Origin of the sequence: Streptomyces tatrensis (genome assembly GCF_049310065.1) — a bacterium.
In the GTDB taxonomy this organism is placed as follows: Bacteria; Actinomycetota; Actinomycetes; order Streptomycetales; family Streptomycetaceae; genus Streptomyces.
The window spans coordinates 6675667-6698002 of record NZ_JBMDLB010000011.1 but is presented as its reverse complement, the minus strand read 5'-3'; the positions used below and the strand labels follow the sequence as shown (position 1 = coordinate 6698002).

Sequence of the window (22336 nt, the reverse complement as noted above, 5' to 3'; positions counted from 1 at the left end):
ACGAAAAAACCTCTCGCGGGTGCGAGAGGTCTGCGCGCGGGTCCGAGGCACGGTGGCCGCCTCCGCGAAGTTCTTCCGCGGCTCAGCGGCCACTGAGGACCGGCGCGCTGCTGTCCATAATCATGAGCTGAGCAGGCACGTCGGCAGTCTGCCATACCGCATGCCGCGGGTGGACGGGGATCTCAGCATGCGGGCACATCCGTCCGCCCCGGACCGCGCGCCTCACACGCCGGCGGGGCTGGAATCACCACGGGGGGTCAGCGCCTCGTTGAGGAACTCGCGGACGTGGTCGAGGATGTCGCCCCGGTCTATCCCGGGCAGGCCGACGGCGACCTGGATGCTGAACCCGTCGAGCAGGGCCCGCAGCCGGGCCGCGAACCGGTCCGGGTCGACGGGGCTGAACTCTCCGCGCGAGATGCCCTCGGCGAGCAGGGCGACCAGGTCGCGGTGCCAGGCCCCCTCGATGGCCCCCTGGCGCTCCCGCTCCCCCGGTCCCGCGTTCTGCGAGCGGTTCCAGACCTCCAGCCACAGCGTCCAGTGCGGATCCCGGGCGCCCTCGGGCACGTACAGGTCCACGTACGCCTGCAGGCGCTCGCGCGCCGGGCCGCGGCGGGACAGCAGGGCGCGGCGGCGGGTGCCGAGCGCCGCCTCGCTCCACTCCAGGGTCTGGAGCAGGAGCTCGTCCTTGGTGCGGAAGTAGTAGAGGAGGTGGCCGCTGCTCATGCCGACCTGGCGGCCGAGGCCGGCCATGGTCAGACCGTCCAGGCCGCGTTCGGCGATGGTGGCCATGGCGGCGACCAGTACGTCCTCGCGCGGCGGCGCGTTCTTGCGCGCGGCACGTACCTCACCCGCCACCATGGCCCACTCCTCGTCCCGGCCGCCCTCTCGGGTCAGACCTTCGGCTGCTGCTGGGTGATGCAGTGGATACCGCCACCCCCGGCGAAAATCGTACGTGCGTCGACGAGCGTCACGGTCCGCTCGGGGAACAGGCCGCGGAAGATCTCCGCCGCCTCCTCGTCGCGCGGGTCGTCGAAGGCGCACAGGACCACGCCGCCGTTGCACAGGTAGTGGTTGATGTAGGAGTAGTCGACCCACTCCCCGTCCTCCTCCAGCACCGTCGGTGCCGGGATCTCCACGACCTGGAGCTGCCGCCCCCGGGCGTCGGTGGACGCACGCAGTATGGCGGCGATGGTCTTGCCGCGCTCGTGGTCCGGGTGGGCCGGGTCGGGCTGGGTGTGGACCATGACCACGCCGGGGCGGGCGAAGGCGGCGACGATGTCCACGTGGCCCTGGGTGCCGTAGGTGCCGTAGTCGCCGGCGAGGCCGTACGGGAGCCAGATCGCCTTGGTGGTGCCCAGGTGGGCGTGGATCTCCGCCTCGACCTGCTCGCGGCTCCAGTCGGGGTTGCGGCCCTTGCCGAGCTGCACGGTGTCGGTGAGGAGCACGGTGCCCTCGCCGTCCACGTGGATGGCGCCGCCCTCGTTGACCAGCGCGGTGCTGTAGGTGCGGGTCCCGACGATGCCGGAGATCTCCCGGGCGATCTTCGAGTCGTGGTCCCAGCGGGCCCAGTCCTGGGCGCCCCAGCCGTTGAAGGTCCAGTCGACGGCCGCCAGCTCGCCGGCGTCGTTGGTGACGAAGGTCGGGCCGATGTCGCGCATCCAGGCGTCGTCGAGCTCGCGCTCGACCAGCTCGATGTCGTCGCCCACCACGGCGCGGGCGCTCTCCGCGTCACCGGGCGAGACGACGAGGGTCACCGGCTCGTACGCGCGCACCGCGCGGGCGACGGCGCCCCAGGCCTCGCGGGCTTCGGCGAGCTCCTGCTCGTTGGTGAAGGTGGGGTTGGGGCTGGGCCAGGCCATCCAGGTGCGCTCGTGGGGCGTCCACTCGGCGGGCATCCGGAATCCGGCGTTCACGGGGGTGGTGTCGGTCATGGCAGGGAGGTCCTTACAGGCTCTGCTGACTTGAAGGCTGTGCTGGCTCAAAGGAAGTACAGGCGGTTGAGGGAGACCGATTCGGCGGCTTCGGAGCGCAGCGGTTCCCCGTCGAGGGAGACGAGTCCGCTGCGCGCGTCCACATCGACCGCGCCCACCCGGGAGTTGAGGAGCAGGTCCCCGGGGCCGATGCCGCGGGTGCCGCGGACGGCGACCCGGCGCCTGCGGGTGGGCATCTCGTCGCTGCCCAGCGCCGCGGCGGCGGCCGAGACGAAGGCGACGGAGATGTCGGCCGCGGTGGCCCCGTACGAGCCGAACTGCGGGCCGAGGACCAGCGGTTCGCAGGTGTCGGTGGCGGCGTTGGGGTCGCCGGTGACCCCGTAGGCCGGGAAGCCGGACTTGAGGACCAGCTGCGGCTTGGCGCCGAAGAACTGGGGGCGCCACAGCACGATGTCGGCGAGCTTGCCGACCTCGATCGAGCCGATCTCGTGGGCCAGGCCGTGGGCGATGGCCGGGTTGATGGTCAGCTTGGCCATGTAGCGCAGCACGCGGGCGTTGTCGTCGCCCTCGCCGTCGCCGGCCAGCGGGCCCAGCTCGCCCTTCATCTTGGCGGCCATGGCGAAGGTGCGCCGGATGGTCTCGCCCGCGCGGCCCATGCCCTGGGCGTCGGAGGAGGTGATCCCGATCGCGCCGAGGTCGTGCAGGACGTCCTCGGCTCCCATCGTGCCCGCGCGGATCCGGTCGCGTGCCATGGCGGCGTCGCCGGGGAGGTCCGGCTTGAGGTCGTGGACGGAGACGATCATCCCGTAGTGCTCGGCGACCGCGTCCCGGCCGAAGGGCAGGGTGGGGTTCGTCGAGGAGCCGATGACGTTCGGGACGCCGGCCATCTTCAGGACGTTGGGGACGTGACCGCCGCCGCAGCCCTCGATGTGGAAGGCGTGGATGGTCCGGCCGTCCAGCACCCGCAGGGTGTCCTCGACCGAGAGGCACTCGTTGAGGCCGTCACTGTGGAGGGCGACCTGGACGTCGTACTCCTCCGCGACCCGCAGGGCGGTGTCCAGGGCGCGGGTGTGTGCGCCCATGTCCTCGTGGACCTTGAAGCCGGACGCGCCGCCTTCGGCGAGGGCCTCGATGAGCGGGGCCGGGTCCGAGGAGGAACCGCGGGCCAGGAAGCCGATGTTGACGGGCCAGGCGTCGAAGGCGTTGAAGGCGTGCTTCAGCGCCCACGGGGAGTTGACCCCGACGCCCCAGACCGGGCCGAACTCCTGGCCGATGATCGTGGTGACGCCCGCGGCGAGCGAGGCTTCCATGATGCGCGGGGAGAGCAGGTGCACGTGGGTGTCGACGGCGCCGGCGGTGGCGATCATGCCCTCGCCGGAGACGATGCTCGTGCCCGTGCCGACCACCACGTCCACCCCTTCGAGGGTGTCGGGGTTGCCGGCCCGGCCGATCGCGTGGATCCGCCCTTCGCGGATGCCGATGGAGACCTTGCGGATGCCGAGGACGGCGTCGATGACCAGCACGTTGCTGATCACCACGTCGCAGGTGTCGCGGACGGCGGCGGCCTTCAGGTGCAGGCCGTCGCGGGCCGTCTTGCCGAAGCCCGCCAGGAACTCGTCCCCGGGCTTCTGAGAATCGGACTCCACGCGGACGGTCAGCCCGGAGTCGCCGAGCCGGACCCGGTCTCCGGCGCGGGGGCCGAAGACGGAGGCGTACTCGTGCGGGTCGATGTGCCGGCTGCCGGGTGCGCAGTGGTCGCTGTGCCGGGTCTGCTTGCTCACGCCTGGTCTCCGTCCGTGGCGTCGGGTCCTTCGGTGCCGTCGGTGCCTTCGGTGCCTTCGGTGCCTTCGATTCCGAGGTAGCCGCAGGCAGCCGCGCGGCGGAGGGCTTCGGCCTTGGCGCCCGGGGCGTCCAGCGGTCCGTCGACCAGTCCCGCGAAGCCGATCGCGACGCGGCCCCCGCCGATGGGGACGAGGCCGACCTCGCCTTCGCCGTGCGGGTCGAACCGTACGGACGAGCCCGCCGGCACGCACAGCCGCATGCCGTACGCCGCCGCGCGGTCGAAGTCGAGGCGCGGGTTGGCCTCGAAGAAGTGGAAGTGGGAGGTGACGCTCACCGGCACCGCGGCGGTGTTGCGCACGTGCAGGTGGACCGCGGGCTCCGGCTGGGGGGCTCCGGGGCCGGGTACGACCGCGCCCGGGGCGTTCTCGCCCAGGCCGACGGCGCCCCGGATCGGGGACGAGACCACCGCGAGGCGGGATCCGTCGTCGAAGACGGCCTCCACGTGCACCTCGGTGACCACGTCGCTGACGCCGGGCAGCACGTCGGCGGGGCCCAGCACGGAGCGGGCCTCCTCGATGGCCTCCGCCAGCCGCTTGCCGTCGCGCGCGGCCTCGCAGACCGTGTCCGCGATGAGCGCGGTGGCCTCCGGGACGTTGAGTTTGAGTCCGCGGGCCCGGCGGGCCCTGGCCAGTTCCGCAGCGCTGCGCAGTAGCAGCCGGTCGCGCTCCGTAGGGGTCAGCCGCACGGCGATCCACCACCCTTTGAGTCGATGCGTTAGAGCATCACTCTAACTCTTCATTTCCCTGCAATGAAGCATTGACCTGAGACCAGGGCTTAGGTCACATTGAGTGTCGCTCAAACATTGCATTGCCACCCCCCGCCCTGCCAAGGGAGTCCCCCATGCCCATCGAACAGCGCGGAGTCGACACCATCCCGGAGGAGGAACGGACGAGCGGTCCCCGTGACCTGATCTCGATCCTCCTCGGCTCCAATCTCTGCCTCGGTGTGATCGTCTTCGGCTGGCTGCCCCCGTCCTTCGGACTGGGTCTGTGGCCGTCGGTCACCGCCATCGTGACCGGCACCCTCGTCGGCATCGCCTTCACCGCGCCGCTGGCGCTCGTCTCCCTGCGCACGGGGACCAACCTCTCCACCTCCAGCGGAGCCCAGTTCGGCGTCCGCGGCCGGCTCGTCGGCTCGGTGGTCGGCCTGCTGCTCTCGCTCGGCTACACCGCGCTGACCCTGTGGATAGGCGGCGACGTGATGGTCGGCGCCCTGTCCCGGCTCACGGGGCTGCCGGACACCGGCCTCTCCCGGGCCGTGATGTACGGCGTGCTCGCCGCGTGCACCGTCGTCGCGGCCGTCTTCGGCTACCGCCTGCTGCTGCGCATGAGCAAGGTGCTCTCCATCGGCATGGTGCTGCTGCTGGCCGTCGGCGTGTTCGCCTACGCACCCGACTTCACCACCGCCGCCCCGCCCGACACCGCGTACCTGCTCGGCTCCTTCTGGCCGACCTGGCTGCTCGCCGCCGTAGCGGCCGGGCTCAGCGGGCCCGTCGCCTTCATCACCCTGCTCGGCGACTACACCCGCTACATCTCCCCGCGCAGGCACAGCTCCCGCAAGGTCCTCTGGTCCACCGGGCTCGGCCTGCTCATCGGGCTGCTGATCCCGCAGCTCTTCGGCACCTACACCGCGCTCGCCGCCCGGGCCGGCGCCGAGTACGCCGGTCCGCTGGTCGACGCCGCGCCGTTCTGGTACTTGATTCCGCTGCTGGTCGCCGCGGCGGCCGGATCGGTCGGCAACGCCGGGCTGATGCTCTACTCCATGGGCCTCGACCTCGACGCCATCGTCCCCAAGGCCACCCGTACCGTCTCCACCGTGATCGCCGCGGCCGTGGCCACCGCGTTCGTGTTCGTCGGCTCCTTCTCGTGGGACGTCCAGGCCGCGATGACCTCGTTCGTCCTGCTGCTGACCGCGATCGGCACCCCGTGGGCCGTGATCACCCTCATCGGCTACGTCCGCTGCCGCGGCCGCTACGACGCCGAGGCCCTCCAGGTGTTCAACCGCCGCGCCAAGGGCGGGATCTACTGGTTCCGCGGCGGCTGGAACATCCAGGCCACCCTCTCCTGGGCCGTCGGAGCGGGCGTCGGCCTGCTCGCCGTGACCACCCCGTTCTACGAGGGCCCGCTGCTGGCCCTGACCGGCGGCGTGGACTGTTCCTTCGTCCTCTCCGGCCTTGCCGGCGGCCTGCTCTACGCGGCCCTGACCGCCCGCACGGCCCCCGCCCCGGCGCCCGCCGAAGCCGCCGAGGAGCCGGTGGCCGCGTAGGACTCCCCGTACGTACGAAGGCCCGCGCCCCGGTATCTCCCGGGGCGCGGGCCTTCGTACGTACTCACGCGGCTACGCGTCCACCGCCCGCGCCAGAGCGAATCCGCCGCCCTGCATGTCGTCGCACAGCTCACGGCAGCCGCCGAAGTGCTCGGCGAACTCGGGCTTGTCCTGCCAGCCCTTCATGGCCTCCGCGTCGCTCCAGGAGGCAAAGGACACGTAGTGGCGAGGGCTGCTCAGGTCACGGATCAGGCGGGCGAAGAGGAACCCTTCGTTCGCTTCCCTGGTCCACGTCAGGAACGCTTCCCAGCGGGTCTCGAACTCGTCTTCCCTGCCTTCGGAGACCTGCCAGGCACCGGAGGCCCAGAACTTGCTTGCGTCGGACATCGCACACCACCTCGGTACGGGACACCCCTGTTCCAGACTAGGCCCGTACCGGGTGGTCACCCGTGGGTCAGCCGAGCGGGTGCATCCAGCCGTGGGTGTCGGCCTTGTGGCCGGTCTGGAGGTCCAGGAGGGCCTTGCGGAGCTTCATGGTGACCTCACCGGGCTCGCCGGTGCCCTGGGTCCAGTTGGCGCGCTCGGACTTGACCGAGCCGACCGGGGTGATCACGGCGGCCGTACCGCAGGCGAAGACCTCGGTCAGGGTGCCGTTCTCGTTGTCGCGCTTCCAGTCCTCGGTGGTGATGCGGCCCTCTTCGGCGGTGTAGCCGAGGTCGCGGGCGATGGTGAGGAGGGAGTCGCGGGTGATGCCGGGGAGGAGCGAGCCGGTGAGCTCGGGGGTGACGATGCGCTGTGCCCCATCCTTTTGCCCGTACACGAAGTACAGGTTCATCCCGCCCATCTCCTCGATCCAGCGGTGCTCGACGGCGTCGAGCCAGACCACCTGGTCGCAGCCGTGCTCGGCGGCCTGGGCCTGCGCGACGAGCGAGGCCGCGTAGTTGCCGCCGGTCTTGGCCGCGCCGGTGCCGCCCTTGGCGGCGCGGACGTACTCCTCGGAGAGCCAGACGGAGACGGGCTTGACGCCCCCGGGGAAGTACGCGCCGGCCGGGGAGGCGATGACGATGAAGAGGAACTCGTTGGCCGGGCGGACGCCGAGGCCGACCTCGGTGGCGAACATGAAGGGCCGCAGGTAGAGCGAGGCCTCGCCGGAGTCCGGCACCCAGGCGCGGTCCTGCGTGATCAGCGCGTCGCAGGCGGCGATGAACAGCTCGGTCGGCAGCTCCGGCATCGCCATGCGGCGGGCGGAGGCCTGGAAGCGCTCGGCGTTGGCCTGCGGGCGGAAGGTGGCGACGGTGCCGTCGGGCTGCTTGTAGGCCTTGAGGCCCTCGAAGATCGTCTGCGCGTAGTGCAGGGTCATGTTCGCCGGGTCCATGGACAGCGGCGCGTACGGAACCAGCTCCGCGTCGTGCCAGCCGCGGCCCTCGGTCCACTTGATCGTCACCATGTGGTCGGTGAAGTGGCGGCCGAAGCCGGGGCTCACCAGGATCGCGTCGCGCTCCGCGGCGGACAGGGGGGTCGAGGAGGGCTTCAGCTCGATCGTGGGCGTCGTCGTCATGAGTGCTTGTCCTTCACCGGTTTTGTAGGGCGGACCGCGCTCACGGCGTACTAGGACGTCCGAGCTTCCCCGTTTTCCACGGCCTCGCGTTCGATTATCGCGCGCGAGGGGCACTTCGGTGCAACGGGGTGAATGCGGCCCAGGGGAGATGGTGACACCCGGGGCCGCACAGGAAAAGCCGCCGGGTGCGGTGGTCGCGACCCGGCGGCTTCCTGAGGTGGGGCTACCGGGTCAGCCGGCTACTCGCGCGGCGAGGGCGTCGCCGATGGCGTCGGTGGAGCGGAAGGTGCCGTCGCGCTCGGCCAGGTCGGCGGAGACCGCGTCCTCGATGCGGGCGGCCTGGGCCTCGTAGCCGAGGTGGCGCAGCAGGAGGGCGACCGAGAGGATCGTCGCGGTCGGGTCGGCCTTGCCGGTGCCGGCGATGTCCGGGGCAGAGCCGTGGACGGGCTCGAACATGGACGGGAAGGCGCCGGTCGGGTTGATGTTGCCCGAGGCGGCCAGGCCGATTCCGCCGGTCACGGCGGCGGCCAGGTCGGTGAGGATGTCACCGAAGAGGTTGTCCGTGACGATGACGTCGAAGCGCTCCGGCTGGGTGACGAAGAAGATCGTCGCGGCGTCGACATGCAGGTAGTCGGTGGTGACCTCGGGGTACTCCTGGCCGACCTTGTCGAAGATGTTCTTCCACAGGTGACCGGCGTAGACGAGGACGTTGTTCTTGTGGACCAGCGTCAGCTTCTTGCGCGGGCGGGCGTTGGCACGCTCGTACGCGTCACGGACCACGCGCTCGACGCCGTAGGCCGTGTTGATGCTGACCTCGGTGGCCACCTCGGCCGGGGTGCCGGTGCGCAGGCTGCCGCCGTTGCCGGTGTACGGGCCTTCGGTGCCCTCGCGGACCACGACGAAGTCGATCTCCGGACGGCCGGCGAGCGGGGTGGCCGTGTTGGGGAAGAGCTTCGACGGGCGCAGGTTGATGAAGTGGTCGAAGGCGAAGCGGAGCTTCAGCAGCAGACCGCGCTCCAGGACGCCCGACGGGACCGAGGGGTCGCCGATGGCGCCCAGCAGGATCGCGTCGTGGTGCTTGAGGGCCTCGAGCTCCGCGTCCGGGAGGGTTTCACCGGTGCGGTGCCAGCGCTGGGCGCCGAGGTCGTATTCCTTGGTCTCCAGCTTCACATCCTGGGGCAGGACCGCGGTAAGGACCTTGAGGCCCTGAGCCACGACTTCCTGGCCGATGCCATCACCGGGGATCACTGCGAGATTGATGCTGGTCGACATGGTGGAACCGTACTCCTTGTCCCATCCCTCAGACATATTGCGTCCACGATGTGGACGCAATATGTCTCGGGTGCGGGGGTGTCCAGCGGCAGGTCAGTGGCCGGTCGAGCCGCCGTTGTCACGGCGGTCCAGCGCGCGCTGTAGGGCGGCGGCGGCGTTCTTGCGGTCCGCGTCGGCGGCGGCGGAACGGCGGACGCGACGGGCGGTGGTGGAGGGGGTGGTGTGCGTCATGGTGATCGACTCCTTGAGATCACGGCGTGGCGGGGCCACGGATGAGGGGTTCCTTCAAGGCGCCGGATGAGGCGGGGAGCGGTGCGCGGCAGGGGTTGCCTGCCATGGGGCGCGCGCTCTCGACCGCCATTCGCCGGATCGGCGAGACGTTCGGCTTCTACAACGTAGGCCAGCTCCCGCTGTATGTCTCCGCAATTACTCGGACTTCCTACTATCTGAGACGGTGCACGGCCCGGAAGGCCCCTTCCGGAGCTCCGTTTTCAGCTGCTTCCGGCACGGAGTTCCCTGATCAGAGCCCGTATGGCGAGGGTGGCGGCGGATTCCGGTGTGGTGACGTACCCCACGCGCCTCACCGGCCCCTGCGGACCCAAACCGGTGACGTCGACGGCTCCGGTCGCCTCCCGCAGCGACAGCTCGGGCATGATCGCCATGCCGAGCCCCCGGCCGACCATGGTCAGCACCATCGCGTCGTCCTCCGCCTTGACGGTCGCCCGCGGGATCCAGTCCTGCGCCAGCCACCAGGTGCGGGTGTAGGAACCGCAGTTCTCGTCCCAGTCCATCAGCGGCAGTGCCTTCGGGTCGGGATGCCCGGCCGGGTGCACCAGGGCGTACGCCTCCTCCACGAGCACCCCGCTCAGCAGGCCGGGCGGCAGGCCCTGCGAAGCGCCCAGCGTCGCGATACCAAGGTCCGCGCGGCCCGCGGCGACCTCCCCGGCCGTACCGGCGCCGATCTCGCGCACCACCCGGACCTCGGGGCGGATGCCGGGGTGGCGGGCGGTGAGCCGCTCCAGGACGGGGGGCAGCAGGTGCAGGGCCGCGCTGCGGAACGCCGCGATCCGCAGCACGCCGTCCAGTGCCACCGGGTCCCCGGCCCCGCCCGCGCCGCGCGCCTCCGCGCCCATCACCTCGTAGAGCCGCAGGATCCGGCGGGCGTGGCCGACGGCCCGCTCCCCCGCCGGGGTGGGCGAGGCGCCGGTCCGGCCACGCTCGAAGAGCACCGCGCCGAGCTTGGCCTCGCTGCCGCGCACCGCGTGCGAGACGGCGGACTGGGTGAGGCCGAGGGTGGCCGCCGCGGCGGAGAAGCCGCCGGTCTCGGCGACGGCGACCAGGATGCGCAGTTCCTGGGGGAGGAGCTCGGCCACGACCGCTCTCACCTCGTTCTATGAGTGTCGTTCATGGATGTGCGGCTTCCATGAACGCAACCTCCTGCCCGGCCCGCCGATTCCTTCCTAGCGTCCTCGCCATGACCACGAACACCGCTCGCACCATCCACCAGACCGCCCGCCCCACCGGCTTCCCCGCCGCCTCCGACTTCACCTCCGTGGAGACCCCCGTCCCCGACCCGCGCCCCGGCACCGCCCTGGTGGAGAACCTGCTGCTCTCGGTGGACCCGTACCACCGCGGGCTGATGGACGGCGGCGAGGGCGGATTCGAGCTCGGCACCCCGCTGGAGGGCCGCTCGGTGGGCCGGGTCGTCGCCTCCCGCGACCCGGGACTCGCGGAGGGCGACCTGGTCTTCCACCGCGAGGGCTGGCGCACCCACGCCCTCGTCACCCTGGGCGCCGGCGGCACCCGCAAGCTGCGCGGCCACGAGGGCGTCCCGCTGGAGGCGTACCTCTCGATCCTCGGCGGCACCGGCCTGACCGCGTACGCCGCCCTGACCCGCACCGCGGCCCTGCGCGAGGGCGAGGACCTCTTCGTCTCGGCCGCGGCGGGCGGGGTCGGCACGGCCGTCGGCCGGATCGCCCCGCTGCTCGGCGCCGGCCGGATCATCGGCAGCGCCGGGTCGGCGGCGAAGGTCCGCCACCTCACCGGGACCCTCGGCTTCGACGCCGCCTTCGACTACCACGACGGGCCGGTCGGCGAGCAGCTCGCGCAGGCCGCTCCCGGAGGGATCGACGTCTACGTGGACAACGTCGGCGGGGACCACCTGGAGGGCGCGATCGACGTGCTGCGCGATTACGGCCGCATCGCCTGGGTCGGCGGGATCTCGATGTACAACGGCGACCGCTCGCCCGCCGCGCCCCGCAACCTCTTCGAAGTCGTACACAAGTCGCTGCGCCTGGAAGGGGTATTGGTTCGGAATCACACCAATCTGCAGGACGAGTTGGAGGACTTCCTCGTCCCTCATCTGCGCAGTGGCCGGATCGGCACCGACACCACCGTTGTACAGGGCTTTGATCACACGGTGGACGCCTTCCGGGGCATGCTCCGCGGGGAGAATCTGGGAAAAATGCTCGTACGGATCGACGCCTGAATCCAGCCACCCGGATGTTCACCGAGTTCTTACCGCACGGATGTAGACCTTTGGCGCGTCTACCGCCACTCTTGCCGTCAATGTGCCAGCGGGGCACTTGAGTTGGAGGCGAGCAGCCAGTGACACCTATCAGCCGCAGAGGATTCGTGGGAATCGGCGCCGGGCTGATGGCAGGGGCGACCCTGCCCGCGATCGCGCCGACCTCGGCGGCCGCGGCCACCGCGTCCGGCACGATCACCGACGTGAAGCACGTGGTGATCCTGATGCAGGAGAACCGCAGCTTCGACCACTACTTCGGCAAGCTGAAGGGTGTCCGCGGTTTCGGCGACCGCGCGGCCGGCAACCTCCCGGGCGGCTGGGGCATGTTCAACCAGCCCAACTGGGGCGGCCGCCACTACCCGTGGAAGCTCAGCTCCACCCCGCCGGCGGGCGGCGTCGACGGCGAGACCCTCGCCCAGTGCAACGGCGACCTCCCGCACAGCTGGACCTCGCAGCACGCGGCCTGGAACAAGGGCCGCATGGACAACTTCGTCACCGGCGTCGGCAACACCCGCACCCTCGGGTACCTCGACCGCGGCGACATACCGTTCCACTACGGCATCGCCGACGCCTACACCATCTGCGACGCCTACTTCTGCTCCGCCCTGAGCGCGACCGGCCCCAACCGCACCTTCCTGTGGAGCGGCAAGATCGACGCGGGCAGCAAGGACGGCGGCGAGGAGTCCGGGCTGACCTGGGAGACGTACGCGGAGGCCCTCCAGCGCGCCGGGATGAGCTGGAAGGTCTACCAGAACGCCCAGGACAACTACGGGGACAACGGGCTCGCCTACTTCAAGAAGTTCACGGACGCCAAGCCCGGCAACCCCCTGTGGGACCGCGGCATGGGCTCCGTCCCCAAGGTCACCGGCTCCACCCCCGACGACATCGCCGCCGCCATCCGCGCGGACGTCGTCGCCGGCACCCTCCCCCAGGTCTCCTGGGTCGTGGCGAACGAGGCCTTCTCCGAGCACCCGTACGCCCCGCCCGGCGACGGCGCGCACTTCGTGGACCTGGTCTACCGCGCGCTCTCGGCGAACCCGGAGGTCTTCGACTCCACCGTCCTCTTCCTCAACTACGACGAGAACGACGGCTTCTTCGACCACGTCCCGCCGCCGGTCGCCCCGCCCGGCACCGCCGGCGAGTACATCGACGGCGTCCCGATCGGGCTCGGCTTCCGCGTCCCGATGATCGTGATGTCCCCGTGGACCCGCGGCGGCTGGGTGAGCTCCGAGGTCTTCGACCACACCTCCGTGCTGCGCTTCATGGAGAAGTGGACGGCCGCGCTCGGCACCCCCGCGAACTGCCCGAACATCAGCGCGTGGCGCCGCAAGGTCACCGGTGACCTGACCGGCGTCTTCGACTTCGCGCACCCGGTCTACGGGGTTCCCGCCGGCCTCCCGTCCACGGCCAAGGTCATCGGCCAGGCGACCTGCGGCCCGATGCCCAACCCGGTGCCGCAGGACAACGCGCAGCCGGCGCAGGAGGCCGGAACCCGGCCCGCGCGCGCCCTTCCGTACCAGGTCAACGGGAACCTGGACCGCTTCGAGTTCGGGTCGGGCGGCAAGATCCTGGCCTGGTTCTCGATGGCGAACGCGGGCACCGAGGCGAAGCAGGCGGCGCACTTCTCCATCCATCCGCACCAGTACCGGGACACGGCCGCCTGGCAGTACACGGTGGACGCGGGCGCCACGTCGACGGACTACTTCAACATCGGCACGGGCAGCGGCTCCGGCAAGTACGACATCTCGATGCACGGGCCGAACCGCTTCCTGCGGCGCTTCATCGGCGACGCGTCGAAGGCGGGCAAGTCGATCGAGGCCGCGTCCCGCTTCGCGGTGGAGCCGGGCACCGGCAAGACGGCGCTGTACCTCAAACTGACCAACTCCTCCGCCTCCCCGGTCACCTTCACGATCCGCGCGAACGCCTACCGCACGGACGGCCCGTGGACGTACACCGTGCCGGCGAACTCCTCGCGCGAGGACTACTTCAACGTCGTCGCCTACAACAACGGCTGGTACGACTTCACGGTGCTCGCCGACTCCGACGGCACCTGGTCGCGCCGCTACACGGGCCACATCGAGACGGGCGCGCCGAGCATCAGCGGCAGCTAAAGCACGTCGCCGTCGCGCCAGTCGAAGTACAGCGGCCCGGCGGTGGGGTCGAGCAGCACCCCGCCGCCGGGCGGCGTCCACACGTACGTCGACCCCTCCTCCTCGGGCAGCCGCTCGGGCCCGCCGGGCCCGAGCACCCCGATCTCCCCGCCCCACAGCCGCCAGCCCCGGCCCGCGTACAGCCGGGCCCCGTCGGCGGAGGCGCTGAGCGCCCCGAGCGCATAGGCCCGCCCGACGACCCCCTCGGCCACCTCCATCACCACGCCGCCGAGCCCGCGCCGCCGCCGGTCGGCCCGCACGGCCACGGCCTCGACGTACCCGGTGCGCAGCGCCCGCCCCCGATGGAGCACCCGCCGCTGCACGACGCTCCCGTGCGCGACGAGCTCTCCGCCCTCGTACGCGAGCACGTGCATCCCGCCCAGCGCGTGCTCGAAGTCCTCGTCCCCGAACTCCCCCTCGAAGGCGCCATCGAGCAGCCCCCGCACCCGCCGAAGCTCCCCCTCGGCCAGCTGCGAGGTGTGCCGCAGCGAGACGTCCCGTCCGATTTCCCTGCCCTCGTCACCCATCCCGGGACCGTACCAAGCGGGCTCCCCCACCCCTCGTATCCGTTATGCGGACATGAAATATCGCCCACCGGCCGGATTGGGCCGACGCGACTCTGGCGGTCTGGACCATTGGCTCGGCAGACTCGCTCCATGTCTCCCGATACCCAGCAGTGGACCCCGATCCACGGCCAGCCGTACCGTCCCGCCGCCTACCGCCCCGAGCGGATGCCGAGCCAGGAATCCCTGGCGCGCGCCGCCGAGTTGCGGACGCGGATGGACGAGCGCAGGACCGTACGTCACTTCTCCCCCGACCCGGTGCCCGAGCAGGTGGTCCGGGACGCCATCGCGTGCGGCGCGACCGCGCCCTCCGGTGCCCACCAGCAGCCGTGGACCTTCGTCCTCGTCAAGGACCCGGCCGTGCGCGAGCAGATCCGTGCGGCCGCCGAGCAGGAAGAGCAGCTGTCCTACGACGGCCGGCTCGGCGACGAGTGGCTCGCCGCCCTGCGCCCCATCGGCACGGACGCCGTGAAGACCCACCTCACCGACGCCCCGGCCCTGATCGTGGTCTTCCAGCAGCGCTACTGGCTCGGCGAGGACGGCACGAAGCACAAGCACTACTACGTCGACGAGTCGGTCGGCATCGCGGTCGGCATGCTCCTGTCGGCCCTCCACCTCTCCGGCCTGGCCGCCCTGATCCACACGCCGAGCCCGATGCGCTTCCTCTCCCACGTCCTGAACCGCCCGGAGAACGAGAAGGCCTTCGCGGTCATCCCGGTCGGCTACCCGGCGGACGACTGCGAGGTCCCTGACCTGGTCCGCAAATCCCTGGACCAGATCATCGTCGAGGTCTAGGCGGAGACCCGGACATGGAAACCGCCCCCGCTCCGGACTTGGGGGTACCGGAGCGGGGGCGGGGTTCAGTGGGGCCGGTGTCAGCCCATGTGGGGGTAGCCGTAGTCGGTCGGGGCGACCAGGGTCTCCTTGATGGAGCGGGTCGACGTCCAGCGCATCAGGTTCGACGCCGCGCCGGCCTTGTCGTTGGTGCCCGAGGCGCGGCCGCCGCCGAAGGGCTGCTGGCCGACGACGGCGCCGGTCGACTTGTCGTTGATGTAGAAGTTGCCCGCCGCGAAGCGGAGCTTCTCCATCGCGTCGGCCGCCGCGTAGCGGTCCTGCGCGATGACGGCGCCGGTCAGGGCGTACGCCGAGACGGACTCCATCTGCGCGAGCATCGCGTCGAAGTCGGCGTCCTCGTAGACGTGGATCGCCAGGATCGGGCCGAAGTACTCCGTCGTGAAGACCTCGTTCGACGGGTCCGTGCACGCGATGACGGTCGGGCGGACGAAGTAGCCCTCCGAGTCGTCGTACGTGCCGCCCGCGACGATCTCGCAGGTCGGGTCCGCGATGGCGCGGTCGATCGCGGCCTTGTTCTTCGCGAAGGAGCGCTCGTCGATGACGGCGCCGATGAAGTTCGTCAGGTCGCGGACGTCGCCCATCGTGATGCCGTCGACCTCGGCCGCGAAGGCCTCCTTGAAGCCGTCGTTCCAGATCGAGGCCGGGACGTAGGCGCGCGAGGACGCCGAGCACTTCTGGCCCTGGTACTCGAAGGAGCCGCGGGTCAGGGCGGTCTTCAGGATCGCGCGGTCCGCGGACGGGTGCGCGACGACGAAGTCCTTGCCACCGGTCTCGCCGACCAGGCGCGGGTAGGACTTGTACGTCTCGATGTTGGTGCCGACCGTCTTCCACAGGTACTGGAAGGTCTTGGTCGAACCGGTGAAGTGGATGCCCGCGAGCTCGGGGTGGGTCAGCGCCACGTCGGAGACGGCGATGCCGTCGCCCGTCACGAGGTTGATGACGCCCTTCGGCAGGCCGGCCTCCTCCAGCAGCTCCATCAGGAGGACCGCGGAGTGGGTCTGCGTCGGGGACGGCTTCCACACGACCACGTTGCCCATCAGGGCCGGGGCGGTCGGCAGGTTGCCCGCGATGGCCGTGAAGTTGAAGGGGGTGATCGCGTAGACGAAGCCCTCGAGCGGGCGGTGGTCGCTGCGGTTCCACACGCCGGCGGAGTTCGCGACCGGCTGCTCGGCCAGGATCTGGCGGGCGAAGTGGACGTTGAAGCGCCAGAAGTCGACGAGCTCGCACGGGGTGTCGATCTCGGCCTGCTGCGCGGTCTTCGACTGGCCCAGCATGGTGGATGCGGCCAGCTTCTCGCGCCACGGGCCGGACAGCAGCTCGGCGGCGCGCAGGATGATCGCGGCGCGGTCGTCGAAGGACATCGCGCGCCAGGCCGGGGCGGCGGCGAGGGCGGTGTCCACGGCCTCCTGGGCGTCGGCCTTCGTGGCGTTCGCGTAGGTGCCGATGACCGACTTGTGGTCGTGCGGCTGCACGACGTCGAAGCGCTCGCCGCCGCCCATCCGCTTGACGCCGTTGATCGTCATCGGGAGGTCGATCGGGTTCTCGGACAGCTGCTTCAGCTGGATCTCGAGGCGCGCGCGCTCCGGGGTGCCGGGGGCGTACGAGTGGACCGGCTCGTTGACCGGCACGGGGACCTGGGTTACAGCGTCCATGATGCGGGGTGCTCCTTGAGCTAGTGGGAGGGCCTAGTTCTTGGTGATCATCGAGCGGAGGAAGAAGAGCAGGTTGGCCGGCTTCTCCGCGAGGCGCCGCATGAAGTAGCCGTACCAGTCGGTGCCGTACGCCGTGTAGACGCGCATGCGGTGGCCCTCGGCGGCAAGGCGCAGGTGCTCCTCGCTGCGGATGCCGTACAGCATCTGGAACTCGTACTCGTCGAGCTTGCGCCCGGCCTGCCGTGCCAGCTCCTGGGCGATCGCGATCAGGCGCGGGTCGTGGGACCCGATCATCGGGTAGCCCTCGCCCTCCATCAAGATCTTCATGATGCGGACGTACGCCTTGTCGATCTCGGCCTTGTCCAGGTACGCGACCTCGGCGGGCTCCTTGTAGGCGCCCTTCACGATGCGTACGCGGCTGCCGGCCGCGGCCAGGCGGCGGGCGTCGGCCTCGGTGCGGAACAGGTACGCCTGGATCACGCAGCCGGTCTGCGGGAAGTCGCGGCGCAGCTCCTCGTGGATGGCGAACATCGAGTCGAGGGTGGTGTGGTCCTCGGCGTCCAGGGTCACCGTGGTGCCGATGGCGGCGGCGGCCTCGACGACCGGGCGGACGTTGGCGAGGGCCAGCTCGTGGCCGCCTTCCAGCGCCTGGCCGAACATGGACAGCTTCACCGACATCTCGACGGTCTCGCCGAGGCCCAGGTGCGCGAGCTGCTCGATGAGCTCGAGGTACGCGTCGCGCGCCGCGTGGGACTGCTCCACGGTGGTGATGTCCTCGCCGACGACGTCGAGGGTCACCTCCAGGCCCTTGCCCGTCAGGTCCTCGACGATCGGGATGACCTGGTCGACCGTCTCACCGGGGATGAACCGGTTCACCACGGGCTTGGTCACCGGGGCGGCAGAGACGATTCGGCGCATCTTGTCGCTGCGCGAGGCGGCGAGGATCGCGGGACCCAGCACGGGGTACCTCCAACGGGGGCGGGCAGAAGCAGACATTCAGCCCGCGCCGGGACGACGGAGGCCATAAGGAAAACGCAAGTAAAACCACCGTGAAACCTAGGGATCTCCCCGATCCTCTGCCATCGACAGCTGTCACGCATCCGTGGCCCGGATCTCATACATCTGTCTGAAGGGCGGCTGCGGGGGTGGGAGAATGTGCGGGTGAAAGGCGATTACCAGGACCTGGTGGACGAGATCTCGGCGCTGCTCGGCGCTCCGGCGACGCTGGAGAACCGGGACTTCCGCCTCATCGCCTTCGGCGCGCACGACAGCGAAGACGATCTCGCCATGGATCCCGTACGGACCCGCTCGATCCTGACCCGCCAGTCGACGGCGGCCGTCCGGTCCTGGTTCGAGGGCTTCGGCATCGCCCGCGCCACCGGCCCGGTCAGGATCCCGGCGGCCCCGGACGCCGGCGTCTTCCGCGGGCGGATCTGCCTGCCGGTGCGCTACCGCGGGATCGTCCAGGGCTACGTGTGGCTCCTCGGCCAGGAGCCCGGCCCCGACGCGGAGTCCCTGGCCGCCGCGATGGAGGTGGCCCAGCGGATCGGGCTGCTCCTCGCGGAGGAGGCCCGCGCGGGCGCGGACCTGTCCCGGGAGTTCCTCGCCGCGCTCACCGCCGGGCGCGGCTGGCACCAGGACATGGCCGTGGCCGCGCTACGGGTGGCACTCGGTCCGGGCAGCGAGGGACCGCACGCCGCGGTCTGCGTGAGCCCGTGGTCCGGCGATGCCCCGACGTCGGTCCCGGGAGCGGCGGCCGTGTGCGTGGTGCCCTGGCGGGGGGCCGGAGAACCGGAGCCCCGCCCGGGCGGCGGCGGGCCCGCGGGGCAGTCCCTGGCGGTGCTGATCCGGCTGCGCGGCACGGACCCGCTGGCTCCGGCCCTCACGGCGATCTCCCGCCTGATGCCCCGCACGGCAGGGGGCACGGCAGGCACCACCGGCACCACCACCCCTGGCCCCGGGCCCGCCGCGCCGAAGGCCGGTGCCGCCGCCCGCACCACCCCGAAGGCAGGCGCCAAGGCCGCCGTCCCCGGCGCGGCCACCGGAGTGACCGCCGGGGTGTCCGACCCCGTACGGGCGCTCACCGAACTGCCCGCCGCCTGGCAGCAGGCCACCGCCGCCGCCCGGGCCGCCGCCGCCGGGCCGCGGCTCGGCCCGGTCGCGCAGTGGTCCGCGATCGGGCCCTACCGCATGCTGGCGTCCGTCGCCGAGGAGGCCCTGGACGACCCGGTGGCCCGCGCCCTGCGCGGCACCGCCAACCCCGAACTGGCCCGGACCGCCGAGGTGTTCCTGGACTGCGCCGGCCAGGCGGGCCGCGCGGCGGCGGCCTTGGGGATCCACCGCCAGACCCTGTACTACCGCCTGTCCCGGGTGGAGCAGCTGACCGGCCTCGACCTGGACGAGGGCGAGGACCGCCTGCTCCTCCACATGGCCCTCAAGGCCGCCCGCCTCCACGGTTGACCGCGACCCGCGTCAGCGCACGGCGCCGTCCGAGTAGCCCAGCGCCGCACCCGATACCGCGTCGATCAGGACCCGGTTCCCGAGCGGCCGGGTCAGCGTCACGGGGACCGTGGCCTTGAGCATGATCAAGGGGCATCCCTCGCCCTCCCCGACCTTCTTGCCCGGCAGGATGCGGCCGCCCAGGACCACCGTGTCGACCCCCTCCAGGACCTCGACGGCGACCCCGCCGTCGCAGGCACCGTGCCCGGCCTCCACGGTGAAGGCGGTACCGGCGGGATCGGCGGCGTCGTGGCCGAACAGTTCGGCGGCGCCCCCGTCGAAGGACCGCACCGGCGGGACGGGTGGCTCGGCCGGCTCCGCGTCCGCGAGTGCGACCCGGGCGAGCGGCTGCGCGTACCCCTCCAGGTCGAAGAACCAGACCGGGACCCGGGCGGGGCCGCGGCTGGTCTTCATGGTCAGCTCGCCGGAGCGGACGCCCGTGACGGTCAACGGGCGTTCGCGGGTGGGCGCCCCGCCCGTGAGCGCGTCGTACGTCGCGGCCGCGCTCAGCACGGTGACGTCGAGGGCGGTCCCGTCGGCCCAGCCGATCCGGCCGGGCTGCCCGGACTGCCCGCCCCGCGCGGCGATTTCGGTGCGCAGGGCGAAGTTGCGCTCCTCGTAGGCCTGCTTGTCGTACCCGTCGCGGAAGGCGCCCGCCGGCAGCCGAACGGGGTCCTCCAGCAGGTGGAACCCCTCGCGCCACTCCTTGAGTTCGGCCGAGCCCTCCCAGGCCCGCGCCACCTCCGCCATCCGGGGGCGCAGGTCCGGCGCGGCGTCGCTCCAGGGCGTCCCGGCGCCCCCGCATCCCGCCGCCGCCAGCACCCCGAGGAACACCGCCGCCGCCATCACCGTACGTCTCACAACTCCCCCTCCGGCCGGGCCGATTCGGGGGTGGGACGCGGGCGCTTCGGCGGCGGTTCCGAGTCCGCTTATCCCTGAGCGCCGGCCTCGGCCTCGGCTCCGGCCGTCTTCGTCATCGCCGCCGCCGCGCGCCGCATCCCCTCCGTCAGCTCCGCCGGGGTCGCGGCCGACGCGGGGTCGAAGAGCCACTGGATCATGAACCCGTTCAGCAGGGCCTGGTAGAAGGCGCCGGAGGTCCGCAGGTCCTCCTCCAGCAGGTCCTCCTCGGGGACGCCGGTGAACATCGAGACCAGTCCCCTTCGCCCCTCCCCCTGCGAGGCGGCGAGCAGCGCCCGCAGCTCCGGCAGCCGGCCCTGGTCCCGGGTCACGGCGACCTCCATGCCGGCCGCCCAGATCGGGCCGGACTTCTCGTGGCCGGCGTGCACCCCGTCCCACACCGAGCGGAAGCGCTCCAGCGAGCCGCCCCCGCCCTTCACCGCGCCCGCGAACTGGTCACCCCACTCCTGGACGACCGCGATGAACGCCTCCGTCATGAGGGCGTCCTTCGAGCCGTAGTGATAGCCGATCGAGGCCAGGTTCGCGCCCGAGGCCTTGACGATGTCGCGGGCGGTCGTGCCCACGAAACCCTTCTCGAGCAGGCACTTCTTGGCGCCTTCCAGCAAGTCTTCGCGATGTCCCATGCCTTCACCGTAACCAAGACACCCGTCCTACACAAACGTCCTAAACAACCGTTCCATACAGTCGTACTAGACAGACGTTTATGACGCTTGTACATTGCCGCTCATGACGAACCCCGCAGCACGTCTCGCCGGTCGCCGGGAATGGACCGCCCTCACCGTCCTCCTGCTCCCCCTGCTCCTGGTCTCGATGGACGTCTCCGTCCTCTACTTCGCCATCCCGGCCATCACCCGGGAGCTGGACCCCAGCGCCACCCAGCAGCTCTGGATCTTCGACAGCTACGCCTTCGCCCTCTCGGGCCTGCTCATCACGATGGGTTCGCTCGGCGACCGGATCGGCCGCCGCAAGCTGCTGCTGACCGGCGCGGCCGCCTTCGGACTCGCCTCCGTCGCCGCCGGCTACGCCTCCAGCGCCGAGATGCTCATCGCGGCCCGGGTGCTGCTCGGCATCGGCGGCGCGACCCTGATGCCGTCCACGCTCGCCCTCGTCCGCAACCTCTTCCAGGACGACCGGCAGCGCGGCAAGGCCATCGCGATCTGGTCCGGCGCCATGACCGGCGGCATCGCGCTGGGCTCGGTGCTCAGCGGGGTGATGCTCAACCACTTCCACTGGGGCTCCGTCTTCCTGATCAACGTGCCCGCGATGCTGCTCCGGCTGGTGCTGGTCCCCGTACTGGTCCCCGAGTTCAAGGACCCGGCGCCCGGCCGCTTCGACGTGCTGAGCGTGCCGCTGTCGATGGCCGCCGTGCTGCCGGTCGTCTACGGCCTCAAGGAGATCGCCGCCGAGGGCTTCACCCCGTTCTACGCGGGCTGCCTCGCCGCCGGCCTGGCCTTCGGGTACCTCTTCGTCCGCCGCCAGCGCACCCGTGAGGACGCCATGGTCTCCCGGGCCCTCTTCCGGGGGCGCGGCTTCGGCGCCGGCATCGGCCTGAACACCATCGCCGCCTTCGCCATGATGGGATCGGCCTACTTCACCACCCAGTACCTGCAGTCGGTGCTCGGCATGGGCACCCTGGAAGCCGCCCTCTGGAGCCTCGCCCCCTCGGTCGTCATCGGCGCCGCCGCCCCCCTCAGCGCGGCCCTCGCCCAGAAGACCGACCGGGCCTACGTCATCTCGGGCGGCTTCGTCCTCGCCGCCGCCGGGTTCGCCCTGATCAGCCTGGTGGACACCGACTCGCTGTGGCTGCTGCTGACCGGAGCCGGGGTCCTCGCCAGCGGCATCGTCGCCGTGATGTCCCTGGTCTCCGACATGGCCCTCGGCTCCGCCCCCGCCGAGAAGGCCGGCTCGGCCGCCTCCCTGCTGGAGACCGGCACGGAGTTCGGCGGCGCCCTCGGGATGGCCCTCCTGGGCAGCCTGGGCACGGCCGTCTACCGCTCCGACCTGGCCGGCTCCGAGCCCGCCGTGCGGGAGACCCTCGGCGGGGCCGTGGCCACCGCGCAGGAGCTCGGCGGCGCGGCCGGCGGGCAGGTCCTGAACGCGGCCCGGGAGGCCTTCGTCCACGGAATGCAGTACGCGGCCTGGGGCGGTACGGTCCTGCTCCTCGCGGCGGCGGTGCTCGCCGCGGCCCTGCTCCGGGGACGCGGAGCGCAGGCCCAGGCCGGGGCCCAGGCGGAGCCGGCTCCGGCCGGCGAAGCGCTCGCGCACTGAGCTGCGTAGCGGGGCGGGACACACGAAAGGGCCCGG

General features: G+C 71.5%; 20 protein-coding genes. 6 read left to right on the top strand and 14 right to left on the bottom strand.

Annotated elements, in window-relative coordinates:
* Nucleotides 1-222: 222 nt before the first annotated feature.
* From ACODT5_RS46455 to ureA, 4 genes are read right to left on the bottom strand one after another with little or no spacing between them, the layout of a single operon-like run.
* Nucleotides 223-858, bottom strand: a complete 636-nt coding sequence (locus ACODT5_RS46455) for a TetR/AcrR family transcriptional regulator (RefSeq protein WP_422524893.1) — start codon at nt 856-858, stop codon at nt 223-225.
* A 32-nt stretch (nt 859-890) separates the two neighbouring features.
* Nucleotides 891-1931, bottom strand: coding sequence for an agmatine deiminase family protein (locus ACODT5_RS46450; RefSeq protein ID WP_422524892.1), 1041 nt, complete (start codon nt 1929-1931; stop codon nt 891-893).
* A 47-nt stretch (nt 1932-1978) separates the two neighbouring features.
* Nucleotides 1979-3712, bottom strand: coding sequence for an urease subunit alpha (locus ACODT5_RS46445; RefSeq protein WP_422524891.1), 1734 nt, complete (start codon nt 3710-3712; stop codon nt 1979-1981).
* The gene (gene ureA, locus ACODT5_RS46440; RefSeq protein ID WP_422524890.1) at nt 3709-4458 is read right to left on the bottom strand and encodes an urease subunit gamma; all 750 of its coding nucleotides are present in this window, start codon (nt 4456-4458) and stop codon (nt 3709-3711) included. The genes ACODT5_RS46445 and ureA overlap by 4 nt, the downstream gene beginning before the upstream one ends.
* 155 nt (nt 4459-4613) lie before the next feature.
* Here ureA and ACODT5_RS46435 point away from each other — a divergent pair, with 155 nt between their 5' ends.
* Nucleotides 4614-6038: a cytosine permease gene (locus ACODT5_RS46435; protein WP_422524889.1), complete on the top strand. Its 1425-nt coding sequence runs from the start codon at nt 4614-4616 to the stop codon at nt 6036-6038.
* Nucleotides 6039-6110: 72 nt separating this feature from the next.
* Here ACODT5_RS46435 and ACODT5_RS46430 read toward each other — a convergent pair whose 3' ends face one another.
* The 5 genes from ACODT5_RS46430 to ACODT5_RS46410 all read right to left on the bottom strand — a co-directional run bounded on the left by ACODT5_RS46430 (nt 6111) and on the right by ACODT5_RS46410 (nt 10241).
* Entirely contained in the window at nt 6111-6425 is a 315-nt protein-coding gene (locus ACODT5_RS46430; protein ID WP_422524888.1) for an antibiotic biosynthesis monooxygenase family protein, read from the bottom strand.
* A gap of 67 nt (nt 6426-6492) precedes the next feature.
* Nucleotides 6493-7596: a branched-chain amino acid aminotransferase gene (locus tag ACODT5_RS46425; RefSeq protein WP_422524887.1), complete on the bottom strand. Its 1104-nt coding sequence runs from the start codon at nt 7594-7596 to the stop codon at nt 6493-6495.
* 231 nt (nt 7597-7827) lie between these two features.
* Nucleotides 7828-8868, bottom strand: a complete 1041-nt coding sequence (locus tag ACODT5_RS46420; RefSeq protein WP_422524886.1) for a 3-isopropylmalate dehydrogenase — start codon at nt 8866-8868, stop codon at nt 7828-7830.
* 93 nt (nt 8869-8961) lie between these two features.
* Nucleotides 8962-9099 (bottom strand): hypothetical protein, encoded by a 138-nt coding sequence (locus ACODT5_RS46415; protein ID WP_422524885.1) that lies wholly within the window; start codon nt 9097-9099, stop codon nt 8962-8964.
* Between the two features lie 260 nt (nt 9100-9359).
* On the bottom strand, nt 9360-10241 hold the full coding sequence (locus ACODT5_RS46410; RefSeq protein WP_422524884.1) for a LysR family transcriptional regulator: 882 nt from the start codon (nt 10239-10241) through the stop codon (nt 9360-9362).
* Nucleotides 10242-10342: 101 nt separating this feature from the next.
* On the opposite strand from ACODT5_RS46410, the gene ACODT5_RS46405 reads away from it, so the two are divergent.
* Nucleotides 10343-11356, top strand: a complete 1014-nt coding sequence (locus ACODT5_RS46405; protein ID WP_422524883.1) for an NADP-dependent oxidoreductase — start codon at nt 10343-10345, stop codon at nt 11354-11356.
* A 119-nt stretch (nt 11357-11475) separates the two neighbouring features.
* Nucleotides 11476-13506, top strand: coding sequence for a phosphocholine-specific phospholipase C (locus ACODT5_RS46400; RefSeq protein WP_422524882.1), 2031 nt, complete (start codon nt 11476-11478; stop codon nt 13504-13506).
* Here the strand turns inward: ACODT5_RS46400 and ACODT5_RS46395 are convergent.
* Complete coding sequence (locus ACODT5_RS46395; RefSeq protein WP_422524881.1) at nt 13503-14072, bottom strand: GNAT family N-acetyltransferase; 570 nt, start codon at nt 14070-14072, stop codon at nt 13503-13505. The genes ACODT5_RS46400 and ACODT5_RS46395 overlap by 4 nt on opposite strands.
* A 129-nt stretch (nt 14073-14201) precedes the next feature.
* Here ACODT5_RS46395 and ACODT5_RS46390 point away from each other — a divergent pair, with 129 nt between their 5' ends.
* Nucleotides 14202-14903, top strand: a complete 702-nt coding sequence (locus ACODT5_RS46390; protein WP_422524880.1) for a nitroreductase family protein — start codon at nt 14202-14204, stop codon at nt 14901-14903.
* A gap of 80 nt (nt 14904-14983) precedes the next feature.
* Here ACODT5_RS46390 and pruA read toward each other — a convergent pair whose 3' ends face one another.
* Entirely contained in the window at nt 14984-16615 is a 1632-nt protein-coding gene (gene pruA, locus ACODT5_RS46385) for an L-glutamate gamma-semialdehyde dehydrogenase (RefSeq protein ID WP_422524879.1), read from the bottom strand.
* A 33-nt stretch (nt 16616-16648) separates the two neighbouring features.
* Nucleotides 16649-17575 (bottom strand): proline dehydrogenase family protein, encoded by a 927-nt coding sequence (locus ACODT5_RS46380; RefSeq protein ID WP_385380746.1) that lies wholly within the window; start codon nt 17573-17575, stop codon nt 16649-16651.
* Between the two features lie 201 nt (nt 17576-17776).
* Here ACODT5_RS46380 and ACODT5_RS46375 point away from each other — a divergent pair, with 201 nt between their 5' ends.
* Nucleotides 17777-19075, top strand: a complete 1299-nt coding sequence (locus ACODT5_RS46375) for a PucR family transcriptional regulator (RefSeq protein ID WP_422524878.1) — start codon at nt 17777-17779, stop codon at nt 19073-19075.
* 12 nt (nt 19076-19087) lie between these two features.
* Here ACODT5_RS46375 and ACODT5_RS46370 read toward each other — a convergent pair whose 3' ends face one another.
* Together ACODT5_RS46370 and ACODT5_RS46365 are read right to left on the bottom strand one after the other, a co-directional pair.
* A complete protein-coding gene (locus tag ACODT5_RS46370; RefSeq protein WP_422524877.1) occupies nt 19088-19975 on the bottom strand; it encodes a hypothetical protein in 888 nt (295 codons plus the stop codon).
* Between the two features lie 68 nt (nt 19976-20043).
* Nucleotides 20044-20655 carry a TetR/AcrR family transcriptional regulator gene (locus ACODT5_RS46365; protein ID WP_422524876.1) on the bottom strand — a complete coding sequence of 204 codons (612 nt, stop codon included), beginning with the start codon at nt 20653-20655 and terminating at the stop codon, nt 20044-20046.
* 103 nt (nt 20656-20758) lie between these two features.
* Here ACODT5_RS46365 and ACODT5_RS46360 point away from each other — a divergent pair, with 103 nt between their 5' ends.
* The gene (locus ACODT5_RS46360; RefSeq protein WP_422524875.1) at nt 20759-22300 is read left to right on the top strand and encodes an MFS transporter; all 1542 of its coding nucleotides are present in this window, start codon (nt 20759-20761) and stop codon (nt 22298-22300) included.
* Nucleotides 22301-22336: the final 36 nt, after the last annotated feature.

Excerpts from the sequence above, each read along its gene's own strand:
- ACODT5_RS46395 (WP_422524881.1), bottom strand. The coding sequence starts at position 14,072 with ATGGGTGACGAGGGCAGGGAAATCGGACGGGACGTCTCGCTGCGGCAC.
- pruA (WP_422524879.1), bottom strand. The coding sequence starts at position 16,615 with ATGGACGCTGTAACCCAGGTCCCCGTGCCGGTCAACGAGCCGGTCCAC.
- ACODT5_RS46390 (WP_422524880.1), top strand. The coding sequence starts at position 14,202 with ATGTCTCCCGATACCCAGCAGTGGACCCCGATCCACGGCCAGCCGTAC.
- ACODT5_RS46360 (WP_422524875.1), top strand. The coding sequence starts at position 20,759 with ATGACGAACCCCGCAGCACGTCTCGCCGGTCGCCGGGAATGGACCGCC.
- ACODT5_RS46425 (WP_422524887.1), bottom strand. The coding sequence starts at position 7,596 with ATGACGACGACGCCCACGATCGAGCTGAAGCCCTCCTCGACCCCCCTG.
- ACODT5_RS46415 (WP_422524885.1), bottom strand. The coding sequence starts at position 9,099 with ATGACGCACACCACCCCCTCCACCACCGCCCGTCGCGTCCGCCGTTCC.
- ACODT5_RS46455 (WP_422524893.1), bottom strand. The coding sequence starts at position 858 with ATGGTGGCGGGTGAGGTACGTGCCGCGCGCAAGAACGCGCCGCCGCGC.
- ACODT5_RS46435 (WP_422524889.1), top strand. The coding sequence starts at position 4,614 with ATGCCCATCGAACAGCGCGGAGTCGACACCATCCCGGAGGAGGAACGG.
- ACODT5_RS46420 (WP_422524886.1), bottom strand. The coding sequence starts at position 8,868 with ATGTCGACCAGCATCAATCTCGCAGTGATCCCCGGTGATGGCATCGGC.
- ACODT5_RS46405 (WP_422524883.1), top strand. The coding sequence starts at position 10,343 with ATGACCACGAACACCGCTCGCACCATCCACCAGACCGCCCGCCCCACC.
- ACODT5_RS46365 (WP_422524876.1), bottom strand. The coding sequence starts at position 20,655 with ATGGGACATCGCGAAGACTTGCTGGAAGGCGCCAAGAAGTGCCTGCTC.
- ACODT5_RS46430 (WP_422524888.1), bottom strand. The coding sequence starts at position 6,425 with ATGTCCGACGCAAGCAAGTTCTGGGCCTCCGGTGCCTGGCAGGTCTCC.
- ACODT5_RS46450 (WP_422524892.1), bottom strand. The coding sequence starts at position 1,931 with ATGACCGACACCACCCCCGTGAACGCCGGATTCCGGATGCCCGCCGAG.